Genomic DNA, 15,877 nt, shown 5'->3' on the forward strand with positions numbered 1-15,877 from the left:
TGCGATGCGCGCTTGGCGCGCCCGCAGCCGTGTTTGTTTCTCTGGAGAGTGCTTTGCAGCGAATTCTGCCGCGCGGCGAGATCGAATCCCTGGATCACACCGCCATTGCCCGCCTGCGCCAGCCCGAGCGCGCCACGGTCTTCAGTGCGCGCGCCGCGCGCCTGCGGGCCCTGGCCGAAGGCAATCCCATTGCCGACTATCTGCGGCTGATGGCCGATGTGGCCGATGCCCAGCAGGCCGCGCTGGCGTCCTGCCATTTCCCGGGTCCGGCCGCCGAGCGGGTCGAGCTGGCCCAGGCGCATGGCATGCCGCCGCTGCAGGCCGTGGCCTGGGAGCGTGATCCGGCCTGGCGCGAGGTGCTGGACCAGTTGCTGGCGCGCGTGTCCGCCCTGCCCGCCACGCCCGAGGCGGCGCGCGACGTCTGCGAACGCTGGCGCGAGGCGCTGGCCCGCGACCCGCAGGCGGTCGAGGATCTGGCCGATGCCTTGCTGGCCGAGCGGACGGTAGGCGTGGACAGCGCCGCCGCGCCCCTGGTGATGGCCGCGCTGCAAGTCTATTGGACCGACATGGCCTGCCGCTTCGATCCCAAGGCCATGCCGGTGGCCAGCCCCTTCGGAGTCTGCCCCATGTGCGGCAGCCTGCCGGTTTCCAGCGTGGTGCGCGTGGGCGGGCAGTCGGACGGCCTGCGCTACCTGGCCTGCGGCCTGTGCGCCTGCGAATGGCACCTGGTGCGCGTGACCTGCAGCCACTGCCAGAACACCAAGGACGTGGCCTATCACAACATCGCCGGCCGCTCCGAAGCCATCAAGGCCGAGTCCTGCGACAGTTGCCACAGCTACCGCAAGATCTTCTATCAAGAGAAAGACCTGCATGTCGAACCCGTGGCCGACGATCTCGCCAGCCTGGCGCTGGACGTGCTGATGGGCGAGGCGGGCTACCACCGGGCCAGCGGCAATCCGCTGCTCTGGCATGAGGAGAGCGCCGAATGAGCGCGGCCGCGCCGGGCGACATCCCCTCGCTGGACCGTCTGCTCAACCACGACGGCTATGCGGCGCTGCTGGAGCGCCACGGCCGCAGCCAGGTCGTGGCCGTGCTGCGCGAGCAATTGCAGGGCTTGCGCGAACGGGCGCTGGCCGGCGGCCTGGCGCTCGACGAACTCCAGGCCGGCGTCCTGGCGGCGGCCACCGCGCAGGCCCTGGCGGCGCGCAATGCGCCGCGCCTGACTGCGGTGTTCAACCTGACCGGCACCGTGCTGCACACCAATCTGGGGCGCGCCCTCCTGCCCGACGAAGCGGTCGATTCGGTGCTGCGCGCGCTCACGCGCCCGGCCAACCTGGAGTTCGACCTGGAGACCGGCGCGCGCGGCGACCGCGATGATCTCATCGAAGACCTGCTGTGCGAGCTGACCGGCGCGGAGGCGGCCACGGTGGTCAACAACAATGCCGCGGCGGTGCTGCTCATGCTCAATGCGCTGGCCGATCGCCGCGAAGTCATCGTCTCGCGCGGTGAACTGGTCGAGATCGGAGGGGCTTTTCGCATCCCCGACATCATGAAGCGCGCCGGCGCCCGGCTGGTCGAGGTCGGCACCACCAACCGCACGCATGCCGCGGACTACGCCAACGCCATCGGCCCGCGCACCGCGATGCTGATGAAAGTGCATTGCAGCAACTACGCCGTGACCGGTTTCACCAAGAGCGTGAGCGTGGCCGAGGTGGCGGCGATGGCCCACGCCCAGGGCCTGCCCGCCACGGTCGATCTGGGCAGCGGCACCCTGCTGGACCTGACGCAGTGGGGGCTGCCGCGCGAGGACACGGTGCGCGAGACCATCGCAGCCGGCGCCGACCTGGTCACGTTCAGCGGCGACAAACTGCTGGGCGGACCGCAGGCCGGCCTGCTGGTCGGCCGCGCCGACCTCATCCGCAAGATCAAGAAAAACCCGCTCAAGCGCGCCCTGCGCGTGGGCAAGCTGACGCTGGCCGCGCTTGAGCCCGTGCTGGCCCTCTACCGGGCGCCGGACAAGCTCGCCGAGCGGCTGACGACCTTGCGCCTGCTTACGCGGCCGCAGCGCCAGATGCAGGCCCAGGCCGAACGCCTGCGCGCGGCCATGCAGCACGCCGTGGGGCCCGGCTTCGGCGTCGAGGGCGTGGCGATGTTCAGCCAGATCGGCAGCGGCGCGCTGCCCATTGATCAATTGCCCAGCTTCGGTCTGGCCATACGCTATCTGGGCCGCGGCCGCGGCCGCGCCGGCCGTCACCTGGAGCGTCTGCAGGCCAGCCTGCGCGCGCTGCCGCGGCCGGTGATCGGCCGCATCGACGATGATGTCTTCTGGCTGGATTTGCGCTGCCTCGAAGCGCGCGACGAGGCCGAGTTTGCCGCGCAACTGACGGAGCCCCTGGCATGATCGTCGGCACCGCCGGCCATATCGACCACGGCAAGACCACCCTGGTGCGCGCCTTGACCGGGGTCGATACCGACAGGCTCAAGGAAGAAAAAGCGCGCGGCATTTCCATCGAGCTGGGCTATGCCTACACGCCCCTGGCCAATGGCGATGTGCTGGGCTTTATCGACGTCCCGGGCCACGAGAAACTCGTGCACACCATGGCCGCCGGCGCCAGCGGCATCGACTTCGGCCTGCTGGTGGTGGCCGCCGACGATGGCGTGATGCCCCAGACCCGCGAGCACCTGGCCATCCTCGCCCTGCTGGGCGTGGACCGGGGGGCGGTCGTCATCACCAAGGCCGACCGCGCGGACGCCGGCCGCATCGAGGCCGTCAAGGACGAAATCCGCGCCCTGGCCGCGGCTTCCTTTCTGCAGGATGCGCCCCTGTTCGTCGTGGCCGCCGGCCAGCCCGGCGATCCCGGCGTGGCCGGGCTCAAGACCTGGCTGCACGCCCAGGCCCAGACCCTGGCGCCGCGTCCGGCCAGCGGCTTGTTCCGCCTGGCGATAGACCGCGCCTTCACGCTGGCCGGCCATGGCACGGTGGTCACCGGCACGGTGCACGATGGCATGGTGCGCGTGGGCGAGGACGGCGCCGATCTGCGTCTCATGCCGGCCGGACGGGCGGTCCGGGTGCGCAGCATCCATGCGCAGAACCGCAGCAGCGATACCGGCGCGGCCGGCCAGCGCTGCGCCCTGAACCTGCCGGGCGTGGACAAGGACGATATCGCGCGCGGCGACTGGGTGGCCGATGCGCGCTGCTTCACGCCCTCGCGGCATCTCGATGTCGAACTGCGCTGGCAGGGCGACACGCCGCTGTCGGCCTGGACGCCGCTGCATGTGCATCTGGGCGCGGCGCGGGCGCTGGCCCATGCCGTGCCGCTGGCGCCCGCCGAGCTGCCCGCCGGACAGACCGGGCGGGTGCAGCTGGTCTTCGACGAGCCGCTGTGCGCCATGCCCGGCGACCGCTACATCGTCCGCAATGCCCAGGCCAACCGCACCGTGGGCGGCGGACAGGTGCTGGACCCCAATGCGCCGGACCGCAAGCGGCGCTCGCCCGCGCGCCTGGCCTGGCTGGACGCCGTCGCCGCCTATCTGGCCGATGGCGATTTGCGGCCCGTGCTCGCGCAGGCGCCGCTGGGCATCTCCGAACTCGCGGTCCTGCGCCTGGGCGCGGCCGGCCGCCTGCCGGCCGCCGCGCGCTGGGTGGCGCCGCGCCAGGGCGGCGGGCGCATCCTGATCGACGAGGGGCGCTGGCAGGCCCTGCACGACGACCTGGGCGCCGCGCTCGCGGCCTTTCATGCGCAGTTTCCCGACGAGCCGGGCGCCGATGCCGCGCGGCTGCGGCGCATGGCCTGGCCCCAGGCCACGCCCGAACTCTGGCAGGCCCTCCTGGAAAGCGCGGCCGAACAAGGCCTGGCGCGGCGCAATGGCGTCTGGTGGCAGCTGCCCGACCATGGCGTGTCGCTGAGCGAGGCCGAGGCCGCGCTGGCCGAGCGCGCGCTGCCGCTGCTGCAGCAGGGCCGCTACGATCCGCCCTGGGTGCGCGACATGGCGCGCGCGCTGCATGTGCCCGAAGACGATATGCGCCGCCTGATGCGCAAGCTGCTGCGCCGTGGCGACGTGGTCCAGGTGGTGCGCGATCTTTTCTATCACCGCGAACCGATGCAGGCCCTGGCCGCCATGGTGGCCGGGCTATGCCGTGAGCAGGGCAGCGCCGAGGCCGCGCCCTTTCGCGACCTGACCGGCCTGGGGCGCAAGCGCGCCATCCAGATCCTGGAGTTCTTCGACCGTGTGGGCTATACGCGGCGCTTGCGCGACGGCCATGTGTTGCGCGCCGACAGCGCGCTCTACGCGCACCCACAAGCCGGGGACGAGTCGTTATCATAGAGGCCCGTTAACGGAAGGCATGCGTGCCCGGTGGCACGGCTGGGCTTCAAACCCAGTTGGGGACGTCAGACGTTCCCAGGTAGGTTCGACTCCTGCTGCCTTCCGCCATCTCCCCGGCCGGCCGGGTGCTATGCTTTGAGCGCCCCTGACCCGATGGAGATAGCGCATGCCCACCGACACCATTCCGCGACTGACCTCGCTTTCCCATGGCGGAGGCTGCGGCTGCAAGATCGCTCCTGGCGTATTGTCGGAATTGCTGGCGCGCTTCGTGCCGCAGCGCAGCGACCCCAACCTGCTCGTGGGCACCGAAACCGCCGATGACGCGGCGGTCTATCGCCTCAACGATCAGCAGGCCCTGATCGCCACCACCGATTTCTTCATGCCCATTGTCGACAATCCCTTCGACTTCGGGCGCATCGCCGCGACCAATGCGCTGTCCGATATCTACGCCATGGGCGGCAAGCCCATCATGGCGCTGGCCATCGTGGGCATGCCCATCAATGTGCTGCCGCACGATGTGATCGCCGAGATCCTGCGCGGCGGCGAGTCCGTCTGCCACGACGCCGGCATCATGATCGCCGGCGGCCACAGCATCGACTCGGTCGAACCCATTTATGGCCTGGCGGCCATGGGCCTGGTCCACCCCGATTTCATCAAGCGCAATGCGGATGCGCGCGCCGGCGATGTGCTCATCCTGGGCAAGCCGCTGGGCGTGGGCATCCTGTCGGCGGCGCTGAAGAAAAACCGTCTGGACGAGGCCGGCTATGCCGCCATGCTGGCGGCCACCACCAAGCTCAACCGCCCCGGGGCCGACCTGGGCGCCCTGCCCGGCGTGCACGCCATCACCGATGTCACCGGCTTCGGCCTGCTGGGCCATGCGCTGGAGATGGCGCGCGGCGCCGGCCTGACCGCCAAGCTGCGCCTGAGCGACCTGCCCTGGATTCCGGGAGTGCGCGCCCTGGCCGCCGAGGGCGTGGTCACGGGCGCTTCCGGCCGCAACTGGGCCTCTTATGGCGACGCCATACGCCTGGGGCCCAAGGTCGGCGACGCCGAGCGCGCCCTGCTGACCGATCCGCAGACCTCGGGCGGTCTGCTGGTGGCCTGCGCGCCCGAGGCGGCCGCCCAGGTGATGGATATCTTCGCCGCCGGCGGCTTTGCCGACGCCGCCGTCATCGGCGAGATGGCCGTCGGCGATCCGGTGGTGCAGGTCGGCTAGGCGGGCCGCCGCGCCCTTCGGACTGCGTTATTTGTTGCGCAGGGGCGCGTACTCCAGCGGCACCCAGACATAGCCCGCGCCGTCCGGCCGCACATGGCCCAGCCCCGGAAACGGCAGGTGCGCGCCGCCTATCCACAGGCGTTCGCGCGCCGCGTCGGCCAGGATCTGGCGCCGCGTGGCGATGGCCTGGCTGCTTTCCACGTCGAACTCGACGGCGATCTCGGGCCGGCGCAGCTGCACCGCGTGGTTGTGCACGATGTCGCCCCAGATCAGCAGGGTCTGGCCGCCCGAGCTCAGGCGGTAGGAGCGATGGCCGGGCGTGTGTCCCGGGCTCTCGACGATGTCCAGGCCCGGCATGATGCCCGGGTCGCCGTCATAGGCGATGAAACGGCCGCTCTCCTGGTACGGCGCCACGGCCTGGGCGGCCATGGCGAACATGGGCCGGGCGGCTTCGGGCGCGGCCGAGGCGAGGGTCTTGTTCAGCCAGTAGGCGGTTTCTTCGCGCGCGGCATAGACCTTGGCGCGCGGAAAGCGCGCCTGGCCGTCGGGCGTGATCAATCCACAGGCATGATCGGGATGCAGATGGGTCAGCAGCACCGCGTCCACGTCCGCCGGCGCGTAGCCGGCGGCCCGCAGATTGTTCTCCATCTGGCCGAGCGTGGGGCCGAAACAATGGCCCGTGCCGGTGTCGACCAGCAGCAGCTGGGCGCCGGTGTGCACCAGATAGCCGTTGACGGCGGTCTGCATGCCGCTGGCGCGTTGCGCGAACATATCGGCCAGCAGGCGCTGGACATCCTGGGGCGAGGCGCCGGTCAAGACCTTGGGGTCGAGATCGACATAGCCGTCATAGAGGGCGGTGACGACGAAGTCGCCCAATGTCATGCGCTGAAAGCCGGGCGCTTGCGCGGTCTGGACAGGGGCGGCCTGGGCGCCGCCCAGGAGGGCTAAGGTCAGTCCCAGGGCGGCCGCGATGCGGGCAAAAGACATGGCAGGGCTCCGTGCAGGGGTTATCGGTCAGCTTCGGATAATGCCTGAGTTCGCAGCCATTCGGCCACGATGTCGGCCTCGGCCGAGGGCCGGCGCGGATTGCGCACCAGCCAATACGATAGCGGCGTGCTGCCGGCTGCCTCGCCGCCCACGGCGCGCAGCCGCCCATCGGCCAGCATGGGCGCGATCAGGGCATGGCGGCCCAGGGCCACGCCATGGCCGGCCAGCGCCGCATGGACGACCTGGTCATATTGGTTGAAGCGCAGCATGCTCCTGGGCCTTGCGCGGCCCAGGCCGCGCGCTTCCAGCCAGCCATGCCATTGCAGCCAGGGGCGCGTGGGGTCGTCGAATTCCAGCAGGACCTGTTCTGGCAGGCTGTCGCCGTCCAGGCGCGCCATGGCCAGCGAGGGATGGGCCACCGGCAGCACGGTCTCGCCGAAAAGCCACTGGGCGTCTTCGCTCACCTGTTCGGCCGTGCAGTAGCGGATGGCGATGTCCACGCCCTCGCGGTCCAGGTCCATGATGCGGTTGTCGGCGGCCACCCGCACATCGATATCGGGGTGGGCGGCCTGGAAGGCGCCCAGGCGGGGCAGGAGCCAGAGCGAGGCCACGCCTATGGTGGTGGTGACGGTCACGGGCAGGCGCCGGCCGGGCGTGCGCCACTGCGCGCTGAGTTCGCCCAGTTCGGTCAGCCAGGGGTCGGCCAGGCGGAACAGCTGGGCCCCTTCGGGCGTGAGCGAGATACTGCGAAAGCCGCGCCGCAGCAGGGCGACTCCCAGATGGGCTTCGAGGCTGCGGATCTGCCGGCTCACGGCCGACTGGGTCACGTGCAGGTCCTGGGCGGCCAGGGTGATGCTCATGCGGCGCGCCACCGCCACAAAGCCCCGCACCAGATCCAGGGGCGGTAATTTAGCGAGAGGGAATGGCATTCGTAAAACTCATGTCATGACGCCGTGAAAGTCGCTTGAGCAATATTACCTTCCGGCCGTCCAATAGCAGCTGAACGAATAAGCGGGCGCGGCCTGGCAGGGTGGTTTGGGAATGCCAGGCGCTTCCGGCGCCCGGAGCGCTGTTCTATGCTTTGGGCTGGAACGGCTCGCGGCCTGCCCGCGATGTCGCCATCCGCGGGCCGCGCCCGCCCCTATTGCCGGAGTGCTTCCTGATGACCCTTCCCGCCGCGCCCAGCGTTGAGATGTGGTTTGATTTCGCCAGCCCCTACAGCTATCTGGCCATGGCCCGCGTCGATGCGCTGGCCCGCGCGGCCGAGGTCAGGCTGGTGTTGCAGCCCTTTTTGCTGGGGCCCATCTTCCAGGCCCAGGGCTGGAATGACAGCCCCTTCCGGCTCTTTCCCGGCAAGGGCGCCTACATGATGCGCGACATCGCGCGCCTGGCCGACAAATATGGCGTGCCCTACAACCGCCCCATGATTTTCCCGCGCATGGGCGTGCTGCCCGCGCGCCTGGCCTTGCTGGGCCAGCACCAGCCCTGGGGGGCGGATTTCTGCCGCGCGGTCTTTCGCGCCAACTTCGCCGAAGACCGCGACATCCAGGACGAGGATGTGATGCGCGAAATCCTGCAAGATCTGTCCCTGGACGCCACGGACTGGATCGCGCGCGCCAAGACCGAGAACAGCAAGGAGGCCTTGCGCCGGCAGGTCGACCGCGCCCGCCAGCATGGCATCTTCGGCGCGCCGACCTTCCTGGCCGACGGCGAGATGTTCTGGGGCAATGACAGGCTCGAAGACGCCCTGCAATGGGCGCGCGACCGGAGCGCGGCATGAGCCGGCCGCCGCGGCCGATCTGGGGCGGCTCCTCCCCGGAGGCGGACGATTGCGCCGCCTCCTTTATCGAAGTTTCAGGCGGACGATGAAAAACACTGCCCATCGCGGGCTGCCCATGCCGGGCAGCCGTTCCATGACCCAATTCCGCAGCGCCCGCATCCGCCGGGTGGCTTTTCACTGGCGCCGCCGCCAGGAGATGCCCGCCGCGCCGGCGGGCGGCGACGGCAAGAAAGACTAGATCAGGCGGTCATGTCCAGCACGATGCGGCCTTCGATCTGGCCCTTGTGCATCTTGTCGAACACTTGGTTGATGTCGTCCAGGCGCGCGGTGCTGATGGTCGCGGCCACGCGGCCGTCGGCGGCGAAATCCAGCGATTCCTGAAGATCCAGCCGCGTGCCGACGATGGAGCCGCGCACGGTCAGGCCATTGAGCACGGTGCTGAAGATGGGCAGCGGGAAGTCGCCCGGCGGCAGGCCGTTGAGCGAAATCGTGCCGCCGCGGGCGGTCATGCCCATGGCCTGCTCGAAAGCCTTGGGCGAGACGGCCGTCACCAGCACCCCTTGCACGCCGCCCGAGGTCAATTTCTTGACCTCGGCGGCCGGATCGGCGCTGGTCTTGGCGTTGACCACGATTTCGGCGCCCAGGCGGCGCGCCAGCGCCAGCTTGTCGTCATCGACATCGACGGCGACCACGTGCAGGCCCATGGCCCGCGCATATTGCACCGCCATATGGCCCAGGCCGCCGATGCCGGAGATGGCCACCCAATCGCCCGGCTTGGTGTCCGTCACCTTCAGGCCCTTGTAGACCGTCACACCGGCGCACAGCACCGGGGCGATCTCGGCAAAGCCGATATTGGCCGGCAAATGGCCGACATAATTGGGGTCAGCCACCACATATTCCGCGAAGCCGCCATTGACCGAGTAGCCGGTGTTCTGCTGCGCCTCGCACAGGGTTTCCCAGCCGCCCAGGCAGTGGCGGCAATGGCCACAGGCCGTATAGAGCCAGGGCACGCCCACGCGGTCGCCTTCCTTGACGAATTTCACGCCCGCGCCCACGGCGGAGACGAAGCCCACGCCTTCGTGGCCCGGGATGAACGGCGGATTGGGTTTGACCGGCCAATCGCCTTCGGCGGCGTGCAGGTCAGTGTGGCAGACGCCCGAGGCCTGGATGGCGACCTGAATCTGCCCGGGGCCGGGCATGGGAATGGGAGCGTCCTCGATCACGAGGGGTTTGCCGAACTCGCGGACCACCGCGGCCTTCATGGTTTTTGCCATTGCCGTTCTCCAGTGTGCGCCCGCGCAAGGAAAAGGGGGAGGATCAGCTCCCGGACACGCGGGATACCTTCTCACTGTATCGCAGCATGGCCGGCGGCGCCTTGCGTATCGTCAAGACGCAAGGCGCCGGGCGCCGGATCGGCAGGGTCAGGCGACCAGGCGGGCCAGTTCGACGCCGGGCTCTTCGGCGCGCATGAAGGCTTCGCCGACGAGGAAGGCGTGCACGCCGTTCTTGCGCATGAGCTGGACGTCCTCGGGCGTGAGGATGCCGCTCTCGGTGACCACGCGCTTGCCGGCCGGGATGCGCGGCAGCAGGTTCAGGGTGTTTTCCAGCTTGGTCTCGAAGGTGCGCAGGTTGCGGTTGTTGATGCCCAGAAGCGGGGTCTTCATCGACAGCGCCACATCCAGCTCCTGCTCGTCATGGACTTCGACCAGGACGTCCATGCCCAGGTCCAGCGCCAGGGCTTCGTAGTCGCGCAGCTGGGAAGGCGTGAGCGCGGCCACGATGAGCAGCACGCAGTCCGCGCCCATCGCCCGCGCCGAGATGATCTGGTAGGGGTCGATGATGAAATCCTTGCGCAGCACGGGCAGCGGGCAGGCCGCGCGCGCGCGGCGCAGGTTGTCGTGCGACCCCTGGAAGAAATGCACATCGGTCAGCACCGACAGGCAGGCCGCGCCGTGCACGGCATAGGAGGCCGCGATCTCGGCTGGATCGAAGTTTTCGCGCAGCACGCCCTTGGAGGGCGAGGCTTTCTTGATTTCGGCGATCACGCCGGCCTTGCCTTGCGCGATCTTGTCCTCGATGGCCTGGGCAAAGCCGCGCACGTCCTGGCGGGCCTGCGCCTCGCGCAGCAACTCGGCCTCGCTGCGCAACTGGCGAGCGGTAGCGACTTCCTCGACCTTGACGGCGAGGATCTTCGCGAGAATGTCGTTCATTTTGAAAATTTCCGGGTGTATGCGCAGAATTCTTCCAACTTGGCGCGTGCCGCCCCGTTGGCGATCGTCTCAAATGCCAGCGTCAATGCTGACTCGATGCTGTCGGCCTTGTTGCCGGCGTAGATGGCCAGGCCGGCATTCAGTGCGACGATATCACGCGCCGCCCCTTCGACATTATCCAATGCTTCGATGACAAGTTCACGCGACTGTTCGCGATTGGACACCTTGATACTGCGATTGGACATCATGGATAGCCCGTAGTCTTCCGGATGAATCTCGTATTCGCGTACGACCCCGTCCTTGAGTTCGCCGACCAGGGTGGCCGCGCCCAGGGAGGCTTCGTCCATGCCGTCCTTGCCGTGCACCACCAGCACATGGCGCGAGCCCAGGCGTTCCAGCACCCGCACCTGGATGCCCACCAGGTCGGGGTGGAATACGCCCATCAGCTGGTTGGCCGCGCCGGCCGGGTTGGTGAGCGGCCCCAGGATATTGAAGATGGTGCGCACGGCGAGCTCCTTGCGCACGGCGGCGACGTTCTTCATGGCGCCGTGATGCGCCGGGGCGAACATAAAGCCGATGCCGGTGGCCTGGATACATTCGGCGACCGCTTCGGGCGAGAGCTGCAGATTGGCGCCCAGGGCCTCCAGCACGTCGGCGCTGCCCGAGGAGGAGGAAGCGCTGCGGTTGCCGTGCTTGGCGATGGGCACGCCCGCCGCCGCGGCCACGAACATGGCCGTGGTCGAGATATTGAAGGTCTGGCTGCCGTCGCCGCCGGTGCCGCACATATCCAGCAGGTCTTGCGGATTGGGCGTGACCACCGGCGTGGCGAACTCGCGCATGACCTGGGCCGCGGCCGTGATCTCGCCCACGGTTTCCTTCTTGACGCGCAGGCCCATCAACAGCGCGCTGGCGATCTGCGGCGACATCTCGCCGCGCATCAGCATGCGCATCAGGTGCAGCATCTCATCGTGGAAGATCTCGCGGTGCTCGATGCAGCGGGTCAAGGCCTCGGAGGGAGAAATCGTCATGGTGGGTCCCCTTGTTCTAGATATTCAGGAAGTTGCGCAGCATGTCGTGCCCGTGCTCGCTGAGCACGGACTCCGGATGGAACTGTACGCCGTATAGCGGCAGGGTTTTATGACGCACCCCCATGATGTCGCCGTCGGGGGCGGTGGCGGTCACCTCCAGCACGTCCGGCAGCGTGTCCGGGGAGATGGTCAGCGAGTTATAGCGGATGACGGTATAGGGCGAAGGCAGGCCCTTGAAAATATCGGTGCCGGTATGGCTGACCTGCACGGTCTTGCCGTGCATGATGGTCTGGGCGCGGACAATGTCGCCGCCATAGGCCGCGCCGATGGCCTGGTGGCCCAGGCAGACGCCCAGGATGGGCAGTTTGCCGGCGAATTCGCGGATCAGCGGCACCGAGATGCCGGCCTCGGCCGGCGAGCAGGGGCCGGGCGAGACGCAGATGCGGTCCGGCGCCATCGCGGCGATCTCTTCCAGGGTGATCTGGTCATTGCGCGCCACGCGCACGTCTTCGCCGAGTTCGCCGAAGTACTGCACCAGGTTGTAGGTAAAGGAATCGTAGTTGTCGATCATCAGCAGCATGGCTGGGCAACCTCAGGAAATTGAAGGGCGTAAGGCCCGGTATACATACGAGCTCTGGGATCGTCGGTTCAGATGGGATCGTCCAGGCCGTGCTGCACCTGTTCGGCGGCGCGCAGCACGGCACGCGCCTTGGCTTCGGTCTCGGCCCATTCCAGCTCGGGCACGGAGTCGGCCACCACGCCGGCGGCGGCCTGCACGAACAGCGTGCCGTTCTTGATGACGCCGGTGCGGATGGCGATGGCCACGTCCATTTCGCCGCCATAGCTCAGGTAGCCGGCCGCGCCGCCGTAGATGCCGCGGCGCACGGGCTCCAGTTCGTCGATGATTTCCATCGCCCGCACCTTGGGCGCGCCGGTCAGCGTGCCGGCCGGGAAGGCCGCGCGCAGCACGTCCATGCTGCTCATGCCGGGGTTGAGGTTGCCGGTCACGTTGGACACCAGGTGCATCACGTGCGAGTAGCGCTCGATGGCCATGGTGTCGCTCACCTTGACCGAGCCGATCTCGGCCACGCGGCCCACGTCGTTGCGCGCCAGGTCGATCAGCATGACGTGCTCGGCGATTTCCTTGGGGTCGGCGCGCAGCTCGGCGGCCAGGGCCAGGTCTTCCTCGGGCGTGGCGCCGCGCTTGCGGGTGCCGGCCAGCGGGCGGATGGTGATCTGCGACTTGAGCCGGCCGTCTTCCTGGACCTGCTCCTGGCGCACCAGGATCTCCGGCGACGCGCCCACGACCTGGAAGTCGCCGAAATTCCAGAAATACATATAGGGCGAGGGGTTCAGCGAGCGCAGCGAGCGGTACAGCGACAGCGGTGCGTCGCGGAAGGGCTTGGCGATCACCTGGCCGACCTGCACCTGCATCAGGTCGCCCGCGGCGATGTATTCCTTGGCGCGCCGCACCGCGGCCAGGTAGTCCTCCTTGGCGAAGTCGCGGCGCTCTTCGGTCTGCATGCTGGCGTGGCTGTACGGGATGTCCACCGGCTTGCGCAGGCGGGCGCGCAGCTCCAGCAGGCGTTCCTGGGCGCGGTTGTAGGCTTCCGGCTGGCTCGGGTCGGCATAGACCATGAGATAGGTGCGGCCGGCCAGGTTGTCGACGATGACCAGCTCATCGACATGCAGCAGCATGATGTCCGGCGTGCCCCCGTCCATTCCTTCCGGGAAGGGCTTGACCGCGGGGCCGAGGCGCGGCTCGATATGGCGCACGGTGTCATAGCCGAAGTAGCCGGCCAGGCCGCCGCAAAAGCGCGGCATGCCCGGGCGCAGCGCCACCTTGAAGCGCGCCTGGTACTGCTCGATGAAGGCCAGCGGATCGCCCTCGTGCGTTTCGATGACCTCGCCGTCGCGCAGCACCTCGGTCTTGCGGCCGCTGGCGCGGATGACGGTGTGCGCCGGCAGGCCGATGAAGGAGTAGCGCCCGAAACGCTCGCCGCCGACGACCGATTCCATCAGGCAGCTCATGCGGCCGTTCTGCGGGCCGGCGTGGGCCAGCTTCAGGTAGATGGCCAGCGGCGTGTCGAGGTCGGCATAGGTTTCGGCGACCAGCGGGATGCGGTTATAGCCTTGGGCGGCGAGGGCTTTGAATTCAAGTTCGGTCATGTCGGGTCTCGTAGGGGGTGGGGACCAGGCACGCAACAAAAAAGCCCGGTCCTTGGCGGTTCCGGGCTTGGCTTTGGGCACTATCGCGGCGCGCGCGTCTAGGGCCGGGGAGAGATCATCGCCACCCGGAAGACAAACGCCACCAACGCCACGAGGCGTTGCGCATTTGGGTCAGGGGGCGAGTCTTCATTGGGTATGGCGAGGGCTAAATAAATGGTGCCGGGGCAGTGGTCTCAGAGCGGCCGGCCGCTTTCGGCATGGCGCGCGATCCAGGCTGCTGCCTCGACGAGCGAATCAACTATACCATCGACATCGAGCGAACGCACGTCCATGCCCTCGTTGTACCCATAAGGCACGGCCAGCACCGCCGTGCCGGCGCTGCGGCCGGCCTGGGCATCGTTGACCGAATCGCCGATGGTCACCGATTCGCGCGGGGTCACGCCCAGCTGTTCGCAGGCATGCAGCACCTGATCCGGATCGGGCTTGCGCCGCGCGCAGGTATCGCCGCAGACCACCACGTCGAAAAAACCCGCCAGGCCGGTGCGCTGCAGCAGCGGCAGGGTGAACTCGGTCGGCTTGTTGGTCACCACGGCCAGCTTCATGTCCATGTCGCGCATGAGCTTGAGCCCTTCGATCACGCCATCGAAGACGCGGGCGCGGTCGCCGTTGACCAGGTGGTAGTGGCGGTAGAAAGACTCGCGCCCCTTGGCGAAGAGCGAGTCTTCCACCTCGCCGCCGTCGCGGCTGGCCGCCAGCGTGCGGCGCACCAGGTTGTCCACCCCCTTGCCCACGAAGGTGGCGAGGACATCGTCGCGCAGCGGCGGCATGTCCAGTTCGACGCGCATGGCGTTGGCCGCCATGGCGAGATCGGGGATCGAATCGAGCAGGGTGCCGTCCAGGTCCAGCAAGGCAGCGCGGTAACGGTTCATAGGGCTTCTCTCGGCTCAGGCGGCCAGGGTTTCGCCGCGCGCGATCTCGTCGCGCAGGGCCTTGATGACGGCGGTGTAGTCGGGCTTGCCGAAAATGGCCGAGCCGGCGACAAAGGTGTCGGCGCCGGCGCGGCGGATTTCGGCGATGTTATCGGTTTTCACGCCGCCGTCGACTTCCAGCAGGATGGGCTGGCCGCCGGCCTGGGTCCAGGCGTCGATGCGGGCGCGCGCCTCGCGCAGCTTGGCCAGGGTGGACGGGATGAAGGCCTGGCCGCCGAAACCGGGGTTGACCGACATCAGTAGCACGACGTCCAGCTTGTCCATCACATAATCCATGTAGGAAAGCGGGGTGGCCGGGTTGAAGACCAGGCCGGCTTTACAGCCGCTGTCGCGGATCAGGCCCAGGGTGCGGTCCACATGGCGGCTGGCCTCGGGATGGAAGGTGATGATGTCGGCGCCGGCCTTGGCGAACAGCGGGACGATCTCGTCGACCGGTTCGACCATGAGATGCACGTCGATGGGCACTTGCACATGGGGACGGATGGCGGCGCAAACCATGGGCCCGATGGTCAGGTTGGGCACGTAGTGGTTGTCCATCACGTCGAAATGAATCCAGTCGGCGCCGGCGGCGACGACATTGCGGACTTCCTCGCCCAGGCGGGCGAAGTCGGCGGATAGAATGCTGGGAGCGATGCGGGTGGTGGCCGGGGCGGACATGGTGTTCGGGGTATCCAAGGGCATAATGTGCAATTATTGCAGTTTGGCGCCCAGGCTTGCGTTACCGGTTTGTGTAGACGCCCTGGTCCGCCCGTATCGTATTGTCGAGTGCCAAACCGGGAAAGGCCTGTGAAACCCTACGATCTGACCGTATCCGTGACTCCGCGTTTCGTGCCGGAGCAGTCCGATCCCAGTCAACAGCAGTACGTTTTCGCCTACACGGTGCGCATCACCAATACCGGCGCGCACCCTGCCCAGGTCATCAGCCGCCACTGGATCATCAGCGACGGCAACCAGCGCGTGCAGGAAGTCCGCGGCCTGGGCGTGGTCGGGCAGCAGCCCCTGCTGGCGCCGGGCGAAACCTTCGAATACACCAGCGGCTGTCCGCTGCCGACCCCGGTCGGCACGATGCGGGGTTCCTATCACTGCGTCGGCGAGAACGGCATACCTTTCGAGGTGCCGATCGCCGAGTTCGTGCTCGCCATGCCCCGCACCCTGCACTGACCTCACCCGTC

General features: G+C 68.2%; 16 protein-coding genes and 1 tRNA gene. 8 read left to right on the forward strand and 9 right to left on the reverse strand.

Annotated features, from left to right (window positions below):
* Nucleotides 1–53: 53 nt before the first annotated feature.
* The 5 genes from fdhE to selD all read left to right on the forward strand — a co-directional run bounded on the left by fdhE (nt 54) and on the right by selD (nt 5,542).
* The gene (gene fdhE, locus L540_RS05745; protein WP_043210316.1) at nt 54–989 is read left to right on the forward strand and encodes a formate dehydrogenase accessory protein FdhE; all 936 of its coding nucleotides are present in this window, start codon (nt 54–56) and stop codon (nt 987–989) included.
* Entirely contained in the window at nt 986–2,401 is a 1,416-nt protein-coding gene (gene selA / locus L540_RS05750; protein WP_043210314.1) for an L-seryl-tRNA(Sec) selenium transferase, read from the forward strand. Before fdhE ends, selA begins: the two co-directional genes overlap by 4 nt.
* Nucleotides 2,398–4,326: a selenocysteine-specific translation elongation factor gene (gene selB, locus L540_RS05755; protein ID WP_043210312.1), complete on the forward strand. Its 1,929-nt coding sequence runs from the start codon at nt 2,398–2,400 to the stop codon at nt 4,324–4,326. The genes selA and selB overlap by 4 nt, the downstream gene beginning before the upstream one ends.
* A 12-nt stretch (nt 4,327–4,338) precedes the next feature.
* Nucleotides 4,339–4,434 (forward strand) — tRNA-Sec (locus tag L540_RS05760).
* A gap of 58 nt (nt 4,435–4,492) precedes the next feature.
* Nucleotides 4,493–5,542, forward strand: coding sequence for a selenide, water dikinase SelD (selD, locus tag L540_RS05765; RefSeq protein WP_043210311.1), 1,050 nt, complete (start codon nt 4,493–4,495; stop codon nt 5,540–5,542).
* Nucleotides 5,543–5,569: 27 nt separating this feature from the next.
* Here the strand turns inward: selD and L540_RS05770 are convergent, their stop codons facing one another.
* Both L540_RS05770 and L540_RS05775 read right to left on the reverse strand, forming a co-directional pair.
* Entirely contained in the window at nt 5,570–6,529 is a 960-nt protein-coding gene (locus L540_RS05770) for an MBL fold metallo-hydrolase (protein ID WP_043210309.1), read from the reverse strand.
* A gap of 20 nt (nt 6,530–6,549) precedes the next feature.
* Nucleotides 6,550–7,458 carry a LysR substrate-binding domain-containing protein gene (locus L540_RS05775; protein ID WP_043210307.1) on the reverse strand — a complete coding sequence of 303 codons (909 nt, stop codon included), beginning with the start codon at nt 7,456–7,458 and terminating at the stop codon, nt 6,550–6,552.
* 233 nt (nt 7,459–7,691) lie between these two features.
* On the opposite strand from L540_RS05775, the gene L540_RS05780 reads away from it, so the two are divergent.
* Together L540_RS05780 and L540_RS21885 are read left to right on the forward strand one after the other, a co-directional pair.
* The gene (locus L540_RS05780) at nt 7,692–8,309 is read left to right on the forward strand and encodes a 2-hydroxychromene-2-carboxylate isomerase (RefSeq protein WP_043210305.1); all 618 of its coding nucleotides are present in this window, start codon (nt 7,692–7,694) and stop codon (nt 8,307–8,309) included.
* 85 nt (nt 8,310–8,394) lie between these two features.
* Nucleotides 8,395–8,547: a hypothetical protein gene (locus L540_RS21885; RefSeq protein ID WP_165590410.1), complete on the forward strand. Its 153-nt coding sequence runs from the start codon at nt 8,395–8,397 to the stop codon at nt 8,545–8,547.
* A 1-nt stretch (nt 8,548) separates the two neighbouring features.
* On the opposite strand, the gene adhP is transcribed toward L540_RS21885, so the two are convergent.
* From adhP to rpe, 7 genes are all read right to left on the reverse strand, one after another.
* A complete protein-coding gene (adhP, locus tag L540_RS05785) occupies nt 8,549–9,583 on the reverse strand; it encodes an alcohol dehydrogenase AdhP (protein WP_043210303.1) in 1,035 nt (344 codons plus the stop codon).
* 147 nt (nt 9,584–9,730) lie between these two features.
* Nucleotides 9,731–10,519, reverse strand: a complete 789-nt coding sequence (gene trpC / locus L540_RS05790; protein ID WP_043210301.1) for an indole-3-glycerol phosphate synthase TrpC — start codon at nt 10,517–10,519, stop codon at nt 9,731–9,733.
* Nucleotides 10,516–11,547 (reverse strand): anthranilate phosphoribosyltransferase, encoded by a 1,032-nt coding sequence (trpD, locus tag L540_RS05795; protein ID WP_043210299.1) that lies wholly within the window; start codon nt 11,545–11,547, stop codon nt 10,516–10,518. Before trpD ends, trpC begins: the two co-directional genes overlap by 4 nt.
* A 16-nt stretch (nt 11,548–11,563) precedes the next feature.
* A complete protein-coding gene (locus tag L540_RS05800) occupies nt 11,564–12,127 on the reverse strand; it encodes an aminodeoxychorismate/anthranilate synthase component II (protein WP_043210298.1) in 564 nt (187 codons plus the stop codon).
* 68 nt (nt 12,128–12,195) lie between these two features.
* A complete protein-coding gene (locus L540_RS05805; RefSeq protein ID WP_043210296.1) occupies nt 12,196–13,716 on the reverse strand; it encodes an anthranilate synthase component I family protein in 1,521 nt (506 codons plus the stop codon).
* A 233-nt stretch (nt 13,717–13,949) separates the two neighbouring features.
* Complete coding sequence (locus tag L540_RS05810; RefSeq protein WP_043210295.1) at nt 13,950–14,645, reverse strand: phosphoglycolate phosphatase; 696 nt, start codon at nt 14,643–14,645, stop codon at nt 13,950–13,952.
* A gap of 15 nt (nt 14,646–14,660) precedes the next feature.
* A complete protein-coding gene (gene rpe / locus L540_RS05815) occupies nt 14,661–15,386 on the reverse strand; it encodes a ribulose-phosphate 3-epimerase (RefSeq protein ID WP_043210293.1) in 726 nt (241 codons plus the stop codon).
* Nucleotides 15,387–15,491: 105 nt separating this feature from the next.
* Between rpe and apaG the strand changes: the two genes are divergently transcribed.
* Nucleotides 15,492–15,866 (forward strand): Co2+/Mg2+ efflux protein ApaG, encoded by a 375-nt coding sequence (gene apaG, locus L540_RS05820; protein WP_043210291.1) that lies wholly within the window; start codon nt 15,492–15,494, stop codon nt 15,864–15,866.
* Nucleotides 15,867–15,877: the final 11 nt, after the last annotated feature.

Source organism: Bordetella pseudohinzii, from assembly GCF_000657795.2.
In the GTDB taxonomy this organism is placed as follows: Bacteria; Pseudomonadota; Gammaproteobacteria; order Burkholderiales; family Burkholderiaceae_B; genus Bordetella; species Bordetella pseudohinzii.